At 37.8% G+C, this 15,234-nt stretch carries 13 protein-coding genes; 9 read left to right on the forward strand and 4 right to left on the reverse strand.

The window, feature by feature from the left end; translation table 11 throughout:
* Positions 1 to 18 precede the first annotated feature (18 nt).
* On the forward strand, positions 19 to 456 hold the full coding sequence (locus tag M030_RS0118105) for a DUF1896 domain-containing protein (protein ID WP_027374793.1): 438 nt from the start codon (positions 19 to 21) through the stop codon (positions 454 to 456).
* Positions 443 to 5,782, forward strand: coding sequence for an N-6 DNA methylase (locus M030_RS0118110; protein WP_027374794.1), 5,340 nt, complete (start codon positions 443 to 445; stop codon positions 5,780 to 5,782). Before M030_RS0118105 ends, M030_RS0118110 begins: the two co-directional genes overlap by 14 nt.
* 50 nt (positions 5,783 to 5,832) lie before the next feature.
* On the opposite strand, the gene M030_RS0118115 is transcribed toward M030_RS0118110, so the two are convergent.
* A complete protein-coding gene (locus tag M030_RS0118115) occupies positions 5,833 to 6,534 on the reverse strand; it encodes a hypothetical protein (RefSeq protein ID WP_027374795.1) in 702 nt (233 codons plus the stop codon).
* Positions 6,535 to 6,813: 279 nt separating this feature from the next.
* Positions 6,814 to 8,793, reverse strand: a complete 1,980-nt coding sequence (gene mobC, locus M030_RS0118120; protein WP_027374796.1) for a conjugal transfer protein MobC — start codon at positions 8,791 to 8,793, stop codon at positions 6,814 to 6,816.
* Between the two features lie 181 nt (positions 8,794 to 8,974).
* Here mobC and M030_RS0118125 point away from each other — a divergent pair, with 181 nt between their 5' ends.
* Together M030_RS0118125 and M030_RS0118130 are read left to right on the forward strand one after the other, a co-directional pair.
* Complete coding sequence (locus M030_RS0118125; RefSeq protein WP_027374797.1) at positions 8,975 to 9,229, forward strand: hypothetical protein; 255 nt, start codon at positions 8,975 to 8,977, stop codon at positions 9,227 to 9,229.
* Positions 9,230 to 9,428: 199 nt separating this feature from the next.
* Positions 9,429 to 10,115, forward strand: coding sequence for a hypothetical protein (locus M030_RS0118130; protein WP_027374798.1), 687 nt, complete (start codon positions 9,429 to 9,431; stop codon positions 10,113 to 10,115).
* A gap of 183 nt (positions 10,116 to 10,298) precedes the next feature.
* Here M030_RS0118130 and mobB read toward each other — a convergent pair whose 3' ends face one another.
* Entirely contained in the window at positions 10,299 to 11,570 is a 1,272-nt protein-coding gene (gene mobB, locus M030_RS0118135; RefSeq protein WP_027374799.1) for a conjugal transfer protein MobB, read from the reverse strand.
* On the reverse strand, positions 11,567 to 11,995 hold the full coding sequence (mobA, locus tag M030_RS0118140) for a conjugal transfer protein MobA (protein WP_027374800.1): 429 nt from the start codon (positions 11,993 to 11,995) through the stop codon (positions 11,567 to 11,569). The genes mobB and mobA overlap by 4 nt, the downstream gene beginning before the upstream one ends.
* A gap of 695 nt (positions 11,996 to 12,690) precedes the next feature.
* On the opposite strand from mobA, the gene M030_RS0118145 reads away from it, so the two are divergent.
* From M030_RS0118145 to M030_RS0118165, 5 genes are read left to right on the forward strand one after another with little or no spacing between them, the layout of a single operon-like run.
* Positions 12,691 to 13,458 carry a P-loop NTPase gene (locus tag M030_RS0118145; protein ID WP_027374801.1) on the forward strand — a complete coding sequence of 256 codons (768 nt, stop codon included), beginning with the start codon at positions 12,691 to 12,693 and terminating at the stop codon, positions 13,456 to 13,458.
* Position 13,459: 1 nt separating this feature from the next.
* A complete protein-coding gene (locus M030_RS0118150; protein WP_027374802.1) occupies positions 13,460 to 13,867 on the forward strand; it encodes a DUF3408 domain-containing protein in 408 nt (135 codons plus the stop codon).
* Between the two features lies 1 nt (position 13,868).
* A complete protein-coding gene (locus tag M030_RS24450) occupies positions 13,869 to 14,165 on the forward strand; it encodes a DUF3408 domain-containing protein (protein WP_051585161.1) in 297 nt (98 codons plus the stop codon).
* A gap of 49 nt (positions 14,166 to 14,214) precedes the next feature.
* Positions 14,215 to 14,784 carry a hypothetical protein gene (locus tag M030_RS0118160; RefSeq protein ID WP_155860275.1) on the forward strand — a complete coding sequence of 190 codons (570 nt, stop codon included), beginning with the start codon at positions 14,215 to 14,217 and terminating at the stop codon, positions 14,782 to 14,784.
* A 46-nt stretch (positions 14,785 to 14,830) separates the two neighbouring features.
* Positions 14,831 to 15,232, forward strand: a complete 402-nt coding sequence (locus tag M030_RS0118165; protein ID WP_027374804.1) for a hypothetical protein — start codon at positions 14,831 to 14,833, stop codon at positions 15,230 to 15,232.
* Positions 15,233 to 15,234: the final 2 nt, after the last annotated feature.

Genomic DNA, 15,234 nt, shown 5'->3' on the forward strand with positions numbered 1-15,234 from the left:
TATAAAAATTATAGCGATATGAAAAAGCATAACCAGGATTATTCCTATTACAAATTAAAGTTGCAGGATCACATTGATTCAAGTTTTCCTGAAAGATCTGCTGATACAAATTTTATTGAGCAGCGCGCCAGGTGGGCAGCAAACGCATACGATGGCGCATTTAGGGCAGGCAATCCTATTAACGAATGTAATGAGATCGCCGACGGTATTCTTTATGAGGGATTGCACTTTTCTAAATTTGATTCTCTGTTTGAGGTGCTGTCCTACGAATTTTCTGATGTTTTTGATGAACTTGATTATCGCGATTTTGCACTGAAGATCCTTCCAAAATGCCAGGAATGCTTTGAGCATTATGAATTGACTGATGATTTCGCCTATACAACTGATTACGATCTGCTGTATACGGAGCTAACAGGTTTTATTGCTATTTGGATTGAGCAAAATGGTATTCGATAAGAAACGCCATTTACGGCAGAACATTGATGCCATCAGAACAAGTTTCAGTATTGAAAAGGAGGGGCGGGAAGCAACCGAGCACGAAAAACTGCTGCTACGTAATTTTGCGGGATTTGGAGGCTTGAAATTTATCTTAAATCCCGTCTCATTACCGGATGACATCAATGGCTGGAAGGTTTCTGATCGGCCTTATTTTGCGATGACGCAGGAATTATTTACGCTCATCAGAGAAAATACAGAAGATCAAAGTAAGTATGCCGACTATGTGGCAAAAATTAAGGGTTCTATTCTAGATGCATTTTACACACCGAAAGAGATTAGCGGCAGCATAGCAAAGGCAATACTGGAAACGGGAATAGATATTGGTAGCATGCTTGAGCCATCGGCCGGTGTAGGAGCTTTTATTGAACCCTTTAGAGAACTGGATCATGTAAATATTTGTGCTTATGAACAGGACTTAATAACGGGGAAAATCCTGAAAAATTTGTATGGTTCCCATGCTGAAATCAGAATAGACAGCTTTGAGAATATTGGAGAAGGAGATACAGGATATGATGTCGTTATCGGTAATATTCCGTTCGGAACTACTTCAATATTTGATCTAACTTATTCAAGGGGCACAGATAAGGTCCGGAAATTTGCTGCGCAGAGCGTTCATAATTATTTCTTTTTAAAAGCTACCGATAAACTGCGCGAAGGAGGGCTGCTAGCATTTATAACTTCGCAAGGGGTTCTGAACAGTCCTTCCAACTATCCGATCCGTGAAGCATTGATGCGTGAGCACAGTCTGGTGGCTGCGCTACGGTTACCAAATAATCTATTTGAAGAAAGTGGTACGTCTGTGGGGACAGACCTCATTGTTCTGCAAAAAAAAACACAACCTCGGTCCTTTTCTATTCGTGCACGCGATTTTATGGGGACTACAGAAAACTGCAACCTCTTTTTTTATAATCCAAACTACATTATTGCTACGCGTTCTTTTCAGGATACTGATCAATATGGGAAGCCGACAACGGTGCATGTGCATGATGGTGGAGTTGCTGGAATTGCAAAGGATGTTCATCTAAAGCTTTCAGAGGCTTTCCTGCAGTATTTCAACCGCGAGCTTTATGATGAACACAGCATGAAAGAGGTTGGTAATAAATTGACATCAGAACGAATTCTAAATACTCCAAAAAGCGTAAAACCTGATGCTAGTAATTCTGAAACAGTGACTCAACTAAGCCTTTTTTCCGATCAGATTATTGATGATTTATCGGTTAAAAAGGCAAAGAAAAGTAGGAAAAGCACAGGCCAAAGTAAGATTACAAATTTTCAGCAGCTTTCCTTTTTTGATGCAGATGAAGTCAATACAAGTCATAATAAACCGCGACGGGCAAGTAGATCGGATCAGAAAGAAAGTGTGCAAAAAAAGCCTCTAGCAACAAACTTAACGAAACCTAAAGAGGTCGCATCGTTATTTCATGAACTACCTGACAATGCGGTGTTAAAAAATGAGGTAAGAGCCTTTGACGGTGAAGTGAAGGCATTTTACCGTGAAGATACTATAATTATTTCGGGTAGCAGTATCGGGAAACTAAAAATTAACCGTCGTGATGGGAGCTATATTTTTCATCCACTTGAATTATCCAAAAAGGATCAGGAGCGAATCCAGAGCTATATCAACCTAAGGGATAGCTACCATTCGCTGTATGAAATTGAAGCTAGAAGTAGAGCGGAGGATAAAGAGGGGCGACAGCTTTTAAATAGGACATATGATGAGTTTACTGGACGGTATGGAAATTTAAATATAGCCGAAAATATTAGATTCATTAAAATGGACTCTTCCGGAAATGAAGTTCCTTTTCTTGAGCGGGTGGTTGGTGGTGTCATCCATAAGGCAGATATTTTTACACATCCAGTTAGTTTCTCCACGGCAGAAGTTGCTGTAAGCAGCGCTTCAGAGGCTTTGTCGGCTTCACTTAATCAAACGGGCTCCGTAGATCTTGCTTTTATGATTCAGGTGAGCGGCCTTTCCGAAAACGAATTACGGAAAGATCTGCAGGGCCAAATTTTCTTCAATCCGTTATCTGGTGAATTGGAAGTATCTCAGAAATTTCTTGCTGGAAATGTTGTTTTAAAAGCGACGCAACTGAATGATTACCTTGCTAACCATCCAGAAGACATGGAAGCCCGGCAGAGTCTGGAAGCGCTTGAAAAAGTCATTCCTGAACCGATTAAATTTGAGGAGCTAGATTTTAACTTGGGGGAGCGGTGGATCGACACAGAAATTTATAACCGTTTCGCAAGCCATCTCTTTGACACCGATGTACGGATTTACTATTCAGAGAGCAGCGATGATTTTTCTGTAAATGCAAAATCCAGCAATATTAGGATTTCAGAAAAATACGCTATTAAATCTGAGAACCGGACATTTGATGGTTTGAACCTTCTGCGGCATGCTCTTGTTAATACCACTCCGGATATCACCAAAACTGAGTACTTAGCGGATGGGAATGCCATCAAGGTCAAGGATATGGATGCTATCCAGATGGCCAATGGCAAAATTGATGAGATCCGGCATGAATTTACTGATTGGCTTTATCAGCAGGACGATAATTTTAAAAGGGAACTTACCGGAAGATATAACGAGCTTTTTAATTGTCATGTCAGACCGTATTATGATGGTAGCCATCAAACATTTCCAGGGCTTGACCGCAGGGCAGTAGGCATAGAGGATCTGTATCAAAGTCAGAAAGATGCTATTTACATGCTTAAAAGTAATAACGGCGGTATCTGTGATCATGAAGTTGGGGGAGGCAAGACACTTATTATGTGTGTAGGAGCGCAAGAAATGAAAAGGTTGGGGCTAGTTCACAAGCCAATGATCATAGCGCTAAAGGCCAATGTTCACGAGATTGCAGAAACCTATCGAAAAGCTTATCCTTTCGCAAAGATATTATACCCCGGTAAAAAGGACTTCAAACCCCAGAAAAGGCTTAAGATTTTTGGCGATATCAAGAACAATGATTGGGACTGCATTATCCTCACACATGACCAGTTTGGTATGATCCCCCAATCAACAGAATTGCAGAAAGAGATACTTCAAGCGGAACTGATGTCTGTGGAGCAAAATCTTGACGCACTGCGCAGTCAGGGGAAAGATGTATCTGGTGCAATGATGAAAGGTGTAGAAATCCGGAAGAAAAACTTAGCTGTGAAGCTTAAGACACTGGAGCATGATATCGAAAACCGAAAGGATGACGTCGTCGACTTTAAAATGATGGGTATTGATCATATTTTTGTTGATGAGAGCCATAAATTCAAAAATCTCATGTTCAATACGCGTCATGAGCGCGTCGCTGGATTGGGCAATGTACAAGGTAGCCAAAAGGCACTCAACCTCCTTTTTGCCATCCGTACAATTCAGGAAAGAAATGGGAAAGATCTTGGTGCAACTTTTCTTTCTGGAACCACTATTTCAAATTCACTTACAGAGTTATACTGCCTTTTTAAATTTTTAAGACCAAAAGCGCTGGAAAGACAGGGGATTAATTGTTTTGATGCATGGGCTGCTATTTATGCCCGTAAATCGATAGATTATGAATTCTCTGTTGCCAATAATATCGTTCAGAAGGAGCGGTTCAGACATTTTATAAAAGTGCCCGAACTGTCCCAATTTTACAGTGAAATCACCGATTACCGCACTGCGGCTGATATCGGAATTGATAGGCCCATAAAAAATGAGATACTCTACAATATACCGCCGACCCCGGATCAGGAAGTTTTCATTAAAAAGTTGATGGAGTTTGCAAAGAGTGGCAATGCTGAGTTACTTGGTAGAGCTCCACTAACGCCGACAGAGCAGAAAGCAAAGATGTTGATCGCGACAGATTTTGCAAGGAAAATGTCCCTTGATATGCGGCTTATATCTCCGCGGTATACGGACGATCCAGGAAACAAAGCTTCTGTTTGTGCAGCAAATATTGCAAAATATTATAAAAATTTCAATGCGCAAAAAGGCACTCAATTTGTCTTCTCAGACCTCGGCACTTTTAAACCGGGCGAGTGGAACATATACAGCGAGATTAAGCGGAAACTTGTTGAAGATCATGGGATACCGGCAGAGGAGATCCGCTTTATTCAGGAAGCAAAAACGGAGGATCAGCGTAAAGAACTGATCAAAGCTACCAATGAAGGGAAAATTAGGGTCCTCTTTGGATCGACAGAAATGCTCGGAACGGGGGTAAATGCCCAAAAGAGGGCAGTAGCTGTGCATCATCTGGATATTCCATGGCGGCCTTCGGATCTGGAGCAGAGAGACGGTCGGGCTGTACGAAAAGGCAATGAGATTGCTAAATTTTTTGCTGACAATAAGGTCGATGTTTTTATTTATGCTGTAGAAAAATCATTGGATGCTTACAAATTTAATACACTAGCAAATAAGCAGCGTTTTATCGGACAGTTAAAGAGTAATACCATCGCAGTACGGATACTTGATGAAGGGGGAATGGATGAAGTTTCGGGTATGAATTTTTCCGAGTATGTGGCTTTATTGTCAGGTAATACCGATCTATTGGAAAAAGCGAAAGTCGAAAAGAAAATTTCTGTTCTTGAAAGTGAAAAACATGCTTTCTTACGATCAAAATGGAGTTCTAGTTCAAGATTGGAAAGTCTGCAAGAAGAACTTGAAGGGAGAAAGTCCCGGTTAGCAAGGTTAAATGCAGACTGGGAAAACTATCGAAATCGTGTCCAAAAGTCGCAAGACGGAAAAGTTTTGAACCCGATCGTCTTGGATGGCTTGCGCAAGGATCCAGATGTTAAAGAAATTGGTGCAAAGCTGGCTAAACTTGCAGCGGCTTCAAGGACCGGCGGTGATTACCAAGAGATAGGCTCTTTGTATGGCTTTAGAGTGCTTGTAAAAACGGAAATGACACAGAAAGAGAAAGATGAATCTAGCCCTATTCAAAGAGATAACAGGTTCTTCGTCTGTGGTGAAGGAAATATCAAGTATACGCACAATAATGGTATTATGGCAAGCGATCCCGAGCGGGCAAGCTTAAATTTTATTAGTGCCCTTCAAAAACTTCCTGGACTCATTGACGAAGAGAAAAAGAAGATAAATCAGCTAAAAGCTGACCAGATTGTATTAAATGATATTGTGAATGGCAGTTGGAACAAAGAAAAAGTGCTTGCAGCTCTGAAAACTGAACTCGCTGGTGTGGAAAGAAAAATACAGTCATCATTGGACATAAAAGGAGATAATGATCGAGGTCTAGATGTTAAGGCAGAAATCAAAATAGATATTAAAAATTGCCCTAACTTTAAATTTCGAGGACCAACATAATTATGTAGGTGACTAACCGTACTAATAAGCTAGTATTGAGTGAATAAAAGTTACGATTTCCATCTTCTAGTCATTTTTTCAATTTCCTGCTCAGATAATTCAGGTTTCATCACCTTTAATTGGGTGACGTATTGATCAAATAAATCTTGAGGCGGTTTTCTACCGCAACAGTACTTCATCATTTCCTGTTGGGTTTTATCAAAGTCACTTATTGTATTATTATTTTTTTTAACAATTAATTCCTGTATTTCTATCAAGGTTTCGGCTAACTCTTGGGAGTCAACATAAACCGAAACATGGGCCATTTCATATTTTTTTGATTCATTGAACTCTTTTAATTTTATTTTCAGATCGCTTATCTTACTATAAAATTGATAAATGAGATTTATAACTTTTGAAGGCATATAAAGTAGGTTTTTAGATAAATCCCCATGACATCTTGCTACAGAATCTTCAAATTTTGTCAATGCATTATCAATACAGTTATTGTCTATGCAATTTCCAGACAATGCTACATGCAGTTGTTGAACGTCGAATAAAATCTTGGATAAGGAGCTGTAAACTAACCTCTCTTGTACTTTTAAATCATTGAGATCATTATACTTGAATTCAAGCTCCTTTTCTTTATTTTTTTGTTTTAAATTATAATGATTGGTTAGCCATATTAAAACTATTGGCAATAACACTCCGCTAGAGAGTGAAATTAAAATCTCAGGTTTTTCACTGATCAAATTGAGTAGTTTATCGAGCATTTTATTTTTTGATTAATGATTAGCAATAATTTATTTTTGGCACAAAACTTCGTACTTTTTAATTGGTAAAATTTTGAGTACAGCTATGAAAATTCTAACTCATTACAAAGATAACGACTTAATGCTTCTGCTTTAGATAATTTACGATTGTATTAAATTATATGTATTGCAGATTCAAAACGGAGTGACACAATGAGTATTTTGTCGGTTAATAAAATATTGCTCTATCTTAGGCTATTGATTAATATTACTCACTTTATTACATTTTTAATATCGCGTTTATCTTATCAAATGTCTTAATTCAGGGTCATTTTGAATTCGCGAAAGTTCAAGTGCAATAATTTTTGAAATATCTAGTTTGACCTGGCGATAATTTTGATCAATTTCTTTGTCCATCCTATCCTCGCCAGTTTCTGATATAAAAGAACGGATCTCTGGAATAGGCTTATAATTTTTATTTTCTAAGGCTACCTTTTCGGTATCTACTACGATTTGGGCATGAAATATCTTTTGCTCTATTTTCTCACCAAAATTGTCAGCAACTGCTCCTACAAACATTCCCTGGGAAAGAGTAGATATTTTAGACGCTGGAATCAAACTGTCTAATTGTGTTGATATCGATGTACTGGTATCATTTCTGTTGATAGATATCGATTGACGTTTTTGGACAATCTTTCCAAACCTTTCTGAAAGTGTTTTGGCTGTTTCACCCACGACCTGGCCTGAGAATATATTTCCGACGGTATTAAGTATTACTTTTGCTTCCTTGTCACCATAATCCCGGACCAATTGAGAAAAATCCTGAAAACCGAGACATACTGCCACTTTATTGCTTCGGGCCGTTGCAATGAGATTATCTAGTCCGCGGAAGTAAATGGTTGGTAGTTCATCAATAATAACTGAGCTTTTAAGTTTTCCTTTCTTATTGATCATTTTCACAATTCGGGAATTGTATAAACCCAATGCTGCTGAATAAATGTTTTGCCTATCGGGATTGTTTCCTACACATAGGATTTTGGGTTCCTTCGGATTATTTATGTCCAATGAAAAATCATCCCCAGACATAACCCAGTAGAGCTGCGGAGAGATCATTCTTGATAGCGGGATCTTAGCGGAGGCAATTTGGCCTTGTAGTTGATCTTGTGCTCCGCCTTCCCAAGCATCAAGAAAGGGACTAAGGTAGTTTTCGAGCTCAGAATAACTTGTTAGTATTGTAAAAATATCAGCATATTTTTTATTAAGTAGTTCGATTGCGTGCGGAAAAGTACAGTATTTTCCATTATCATAGATTTTCAAAAACCAGATAATCGCGGCCAGTAGGATGATTGGTGACTCGACAAAAAAATCTCCCTGTTTCTGAATCCACGTCTTATTGAGGTTTAGCATGATGGTGTAAGATGCTTCGTACGCATCAGAGATGTCGGTCATGAATTTAGGATTTAAGGGATTGCACCGATGGCTTTTGCGTGGATTATCAAAGTTGATCACATAGAAATTGGGTTTTACATCGTACTTGTCACTGTGTTTCAGGAGATGGTTGTAAGCGATTATTGAAAGATCATCAAATTTGAAATCGTAAATGTACATCGAGAATCCTTTTTCGATATGTTGCTTAATATAGTTGTTGACTATAGCGTAGCTCTTACCACTTCCGGGAGTCCCCAGCACGATAGATGCGCGAAAGACGTTCACCACCGATATCCATCCGTCATTCCATTTTCCACGATAATAAAATTTTGTCGGCAGGTTAACGGAAAACTCATTTTCTAAAAGCTTTGTCTCCTGCATGAAGCTTTCGTTTTCATTATTGAAAGGATCATCCATCAATTTGTTTTTAAGCAGCCTACTCATCCATAGTCCTGCAACCATAAGCAGGATAAAGCCTGCAGATGTAGAAAGGATATACAGAACGCCTGATATTTCAAGAAGTGGGAAATTGAGTAAGTATAGAATTGATCCAGGAAATAGACATGTATTGATATTTTTCCACTTAATTTTTTCGTTTTTCACGCCTTTAGTTCCCAAACAGCTCAGTGCCAATAAGATTAGGGCAAATAGTTTGCTGTATGTTGAATTAGTAAATAAACCAGAGGTTTTTTGGAAATTTTTGAGAATTCGCTCGACAATTTCGAGCGTCCATCCCTGTTCAAAGAAAAAGGAGTAACAGAACCAGTAGAAATTCATTAAAACTAGGAGAATGCTTACAGCTCGCATGAAAGCCATAATTTTTGCGAGGCCTCTTAAATCGTCTTCTTGCATATATGAAAAGTTTCACCATAGATATTAGTCCTGACGAACAATTTTTCTGCTAATGCATAAGATGGTATACATTTGCCTATAATTTCCAATAGCTTTAAAATATTGTAAGATTTAGATTAGCCATTAAGTTTTTTATCTGCGATAAAATTCCTATAATTAGACTGAATTTCGGAAGTGGATTATGTTTGATACTATAGGACAATTTGAAGAGCAATTTAATAAACAGGTATTCAGAATCACCTTTAAAAATCGTGATTTTCAAGTCTTATTATTGAAGAGAGATTTGACTAAGAATATGTCGGAATTTCAGATACTCTTGGATGGACTGGTACAGAGACTAAAAAAGGAAAACGGCAAATGGAATTTTGAACATGGTGAAGATCAGGATTTAGCCGAAGATATCTGGCGTCAGATTGCTCTTAGATATAGATTCTAATTTGGCAGTAGCTCTGAAAGGAAAAATAATACCATAATATTTTGCTATATTTGTTTGGAGCTTTACAGAAGCTTGCCACTTGTCATAGCGAAGCTATTTTAGCACTGTATCTAACTTTATATACCACTTTAACAAATTTCTTGTAAGGGGTTTTGGCTGACAGGTGACATCATTTCTATGCAAGATATATTGTTAAAACATGGAAAAAAAAGTAAATGGGCATACTGCTGATTATATTAAGCGTATCGCAAAATCTATTAAAAAAAATCAGAATATTTCTCATCATGAGGCTTTGGAACTTGCCTCAAAACAAAACGGATTTCATAGCTGGAAACATTTTCAGAATTTATTAAATAAATCTGATGTTCCTTCTTTGGTTTATGAGATGACTGAGATAAAGGAGGCAACCGCAAAGACAAAGAATCCCTATCGGAATCTATTGATAGCAGGATTAAATGAACTTCTAAAACAAAACAAAAATCTTTTGCAGTTTGACAAGAATAAGAAGGAAGATGAAGGGTACATTTTTGTTAATTTGTTTGGATTTCAAAGCGTCGTAATATGGAGAGAGATCAGTTTTGGAGAAATATCGTTAGCAGTTTGGTGGAAATATGATCACTCTAGGCATCCTCAAGCTAATCTTACAGGTAATGCTCGAGAAAACTTTCGAGATACCAGCCCTCTTGCAAGTAAAACAGAATACAAAAAATTTGTTGGCGTAGTAGTTCATGGATGGGTTGAAAGAGCAACAGGTAAATATGTTCAAGGTTCAGGTGGTGATTCCATCATTAGGGACTATGTAAGGAGGGGCGAAAAAGCTGAATTAGAAAAGTTGCCGACTGTACAACCAAATGGCTTCCAAGCCGAAGGTCTGTTCTTTGTGTAATATGTTTTCAATTGCTTGCTATTCCTTTTTATAGAAAAAGTATTTCATAGAGATAATTAGGAAGTCCGAATTTAGGACTTCCTTTTTTTTAGTTTTGTAGAAATATACTGCTTTGAATCTGTTATAGAGTAGGATGCCCAAGGCCGTCCAACATATTTTAAGGATTATTTTTGATGTTGCTGCTTATCTTTTGCGCTTTCTCTTTTTTTTCATGTTAAACTCAAATAGATGTTCTTCTGGATCTTCTGTGATCCCATGAAGTAAAAGCTGATCAAGAAGTCCCCAATCACTAAAAACAGATTCGTTATTTATCATAAAGTCGAATAGTGGATGGAGCGAATAGTTAGCTGATCTTGATTGCTTTGAAGTGTCTTTTTTTTGTGAATCATCTATATATTCTACTACTATAGGACTTTGGCTACTTGAAAACAACGCATTGAATGAATTTGCCGAAAATTCCTTACCGAGATGAGAGCCATTGAATACGTTGCGCGAATTATGATCTATAAAGCTAATTCCGTATAATCGGCCTTGATCATTTCTTCGGACCACTAGATTGATCCCGTGGTCTATTAAATACTCTTTAAAGTCCTTTTCACTTCGGGTTATACTAATGGCTTGCGCAATGATATTTTTGCTTTTTTCTTTAGTTTCTGCAGCAAGTTCTTTACTTTTTATAAAATGTGTTTGAAGTGCTATGAGGCCTGCTTGTTTGCCGAAAAGGGATGCTTTGAAGGGATTGGTCACCTTTTCTCCATTTTTATCCAATGCGAAATACATTAAACCTTCCTTTACATCACCATTATATTCCTTTTTTAGAGGTTCGACGGCGATATTAAATAGTGATAGCAATGCATTATAACTACCAAGGCTTTGAAAATAATAGTATTTGGATAGGTTTCTCACAACAGCCGAAATTTGGCTTTTAATATTACCTTTAGTATGGTCTACTGGTTGGAAAGTAAGACTTTCATTAAAACTTTTCTTTTCGTCGGCACCTGCTAAATTGTATTTTTTTTCAATATTGCGACAGATTTCCATTGATCTTTTCTTCTCAAAAACATCGGATATTTTGATTCCATTTTTGTCCACTGTTGTTGAAACAATATGGATGTGGCTGCGTTCGATATCATTATGCCTGAATACAACATAAGGTTGATCGCTATAGCCCATTTTTCGCATATATTCCTCTGCAATTCTGACATAATTTTCATCTGATATGATATCAATGGGATCAGGATTTAGCGAGATATGGATTGCCGTCTTCTCTGTTTTTATATTTGCAGCTAAATTGGCCATGAATGAGGATAGTAGCTGCGGAGTCGTATAATCTCCGCTGGGAGTTTCGAACATATTGTTGAGGTGTAAAATTGTACCAGCATTTTGATGAACCTTGGAGAGGTTATAATTTAAAGCACCATATATATTTGATCCGCGACCTATTTTTGCAATCATAGTTTATCTTTTTTAGTGAGATATTCAGCTTCAAACTTTTTGCTGAGCAGTAAAACTTCGCGGCAGATTCCGGCCAGATCTCTAGTCTGCTGTTCAAGCTTTCCGAGATAATGAACGGTTTTTTTATCGCTAAAATTAGTGTGCAGGATCTTTACGATCTGATTGTAATTGACTCCAATTGCACGGAACTGTGCAAAAAATTGCGATAATTTAGTGCAATAATCGACAGCCCCTTGATCTACAATAACTGAATTAATCCTTCTTTGAAAAAGTACGGAAACGATAAACTTCGCTCTATTATCTAGTCCCGACTGCTCAAATAGGCTAAGAAATTTTACATTTTCTTTATCCGTAAGCCTAAAAACGTATCTATGAATCGCTTTTTCAAGTTTAGGTTTTCGACCTCCTTTACCATTTGTTTTCATATCCTTTTTTTTCAGAACTTACTATAAAGTCAAGTATTGTTTTATTGGCTAGCTACAGAAGACCTTTATTTTCCTAAAAATTCATACAAAACAGCTAAAACATTTTAAAGGTAAATCCGACTTCGGAGGATTGCCCAGCCCTCGGCAGAGCAAGTAGTTTTGAGGCACAAAACGAGTTTTGAGTGCCTCAAAACACAACTTGCTCTGTTCTTGGGAACAGATATGAGAAAGAATAGAATAAAGCTCGCATCATAAAGAGCTTTCGGAAACCGTAGGTAAAAAGAGGTAAGGTAGTAAAGCTTCTGCTTTACAGCCCCTACAGTTGCCTTCTTTTGCATAGAGCATGTCGGTAAGAACTATGGTCAATTTACCCTCTTACAAAATAAGTAATTGTAAAAAAATAAAAGCATTAGGTTTTAAAACTATAAAAGCATAAAACTATAAAAGCATAAAACTATAAAAGCGTAAAAGCATAAAACTGGTAAAATATGAGGTCATAAATAGAGGAAGTTTTTTTTCCAGCCTACTATATTTTAAGAAGTACATATGATTTACAAATAAGATATGAGCCTTTATGTAAGGTCTTTTTTAAACCAGTAATACTGACTATACACCTGTTTTACGATGCATCTGTAAACTTAGGGTCTTGCTCTTTGATACAACTGTAAAATTAAAAAGCTATAAAATAATATAATATGGAAAAAAAGAAAGAAACCTTAAAGGTGAGCATTTATGCGCAAAAGGGCGGAGTTGGTAAATCGACAATGACGATTCTTCTTGCGAGTGTTCTACATTATCGTCTTGGATATAATATCGTGGTACTTGATTGCGATTTTCCACAGCACAGCCTTCTTGGTATGCGTGAAAGAGATAAGCGTACCATTATGGATAGTGATTTTCATAAAAGATTGGCAGTTAAACAATTCCATACGATCAATAAGAAAGCTTATCCGATCATAAAGTGTAAGGCGGAGAACGCACTTGAAAAAGCCTTTGACTACTGTGAAAGCAGCTCCGTTCAGCCGGATATTATTTTTTTCGATCTCCCAGGAACTGCCAATACACAGGGCGTTATCGGTGCTTTAAAGGGTATGAACTACATTTTTTCGCCAATTACCGCAGACCGACTGGTCGTTGAGAGTACGTTGGCATTCAGTGAGGTTTTCCTGAAACTTCCCGCACAGAACAAAAATGCCCTTGAACAATCACTTTTTCTATTCTGGAATCAGGTTGATGGCAGGGAAAAGACAGGTCTTTATGATTCTTATCAAACTGTAATAGAGGGATTATCACTGAAGAGCATGGCAACAAGGATCATGGACAGTAAGCGGTTTCGGAAAGAAATTGATGACACAGGAAGCTATGTTTTCAAGTCCACGCTGCTACCTGCCGACTTACAGACTTTGAAAGCTACGCGTGTAGATGAATTTGTCAAAGAATTTTTAAAAATAATTCATATCTGAGATGGCAATAAAGAAAGATCGTAAAGATTTTGAGAAACCCATCATAGATGAGGAGTACCTGATGAACATTATGAGTGGCGATGAGCCTTTACCAGCGGCAAATCCGGAGGAAAGCACCGATAAAGATTTAATTCCCACGGCTAAAGTTGAGAAGTCCAGACCAAGATCCGGTAAAAAAATGGATTATGAAGAACTGTTTCTTGTCAACCGTTTTCCAACCGGAAGGAGTGGAAAGGTTGTATATATCCGATCGGAATATCACGAACGGCTCCTGCGCATCGTTCAGTTGACACGTGAGGACAAAATAACGCTGTATTCTTATATAGACAATATACTGGAAAATCATTTCCGAGAATATGGTGATGAGATTACTGACTATTTCAATAAAAAATTTAAACCCATTTTATAAAATGAAAAAGCAAAATAGAAAGGTTGAAGTTACTGTTAAAGTTCATCAGCAGGTAACTTATGAAAATGTGAGTTATGAATCGCTTTTCCTTTCAGATACTTTGATGGAAAAACGTGGCGATAAGAGCATCTATGTCAGTGGAGAGCATCATACCAGATTATCCAGGATCGCCAATGTGATCGGTGAGGATAAAATACCGTTATATGCGCTGCTGGATAATATATTAAGGCATCATTTCACGCTTTTTGAAGAAATGCTCGTCAGGGAGTTCAAGGACAAATCAAAGCCACTTTTTTAAGATCATGGAAACTTTAATACAGACCGTAATATTGTTCTGCCTAATTGTCGTGATAATACTATTGCTGGTCGATAAGGTTAGGTTCATAAAACCACAGCGGAAAATATTTCGAAAGGTTGAGCAGATAGCTGAACCGGATGTCATAGGTAAGGTCACAATTCCTGAAAAGGAAAAAGCACCCGTCTGGCTTGCCAACAGGAAAAAGTTAATCGGACAAATGTTGTCAAATAAGGCGGATCAGGGCAACGAAGATCCAACAGGAAATGAACGGGAAAAAGAAGATGCCTCCAGTTTTAAGAATGAGGAACCTGACGACACCGAGAATATTCCACCGGATGATGATCGTTTTGGGCAGGCAGTTTCTTTAGATGAACTTACAAAAGTTGGGGACCTGTTGAAGCAGGACAATCTGGATGCAGTCCAGGAAAAAGAAACAAGTAACATCCTCCATAAAATGGAGGGGACGGAGTTTCTTGCGATGATGCAACAGTCCATCGATGGGGCTTCGCAGAAGATTGCCAGGCTTTTGGATAAGAGGTTATCGGAAAAGCATAATGACATTCCGAAAGAGCACCAGAATAATGCCTTGGACAATTTTGATATCGGAGACTTTATCTGACACTGAATTTTTAAGGCATTGTTAAGTAACAATAAAAAAAGCAGCTATGATAGCAAAGGATGATCCCGATTATATGATCGAAGAATACAAAGGCCGGATAATAGCCAGTCATAAAAATAATGTTTCCCAAAAATCAATGAACAATATTATCATCGTTTATGATAAGCTTGATTTTCCCGATTACGGATTTTACATCGGACTTGATGATTCTAAAAGTGCAGGATACAGGAAAATGGAACCGGTTAATATGGATGATGCCAGAAGTTATATTGATTGGTTAGCAGAAGTGACCAATAAAAAAGACCTCCAGCAAGATGCCTCTGTTTCTGTTCCCGTGCCGATTAAAGAAATTGTGGGCCAGATCTTATCTGAGGTCGCTTTGAGAAGGTTGGAAAATAATGAGGCTGAGTCCCCGAGTAAATCCCGGAAAAAGGGTAGAGGGATCTAATT

It is taken from the genome of Chryseobacterium sp. UNC8MFCol (assembly GCF_000482305.1).
In the GTDB taxonomy this organism is placed as follows: Bacteria; Bacteroidota; Bacteroidia; order Flavobacteriales; family Weeksellaceae; genus Chryseobacterium; species Chryseobacterium indologenes.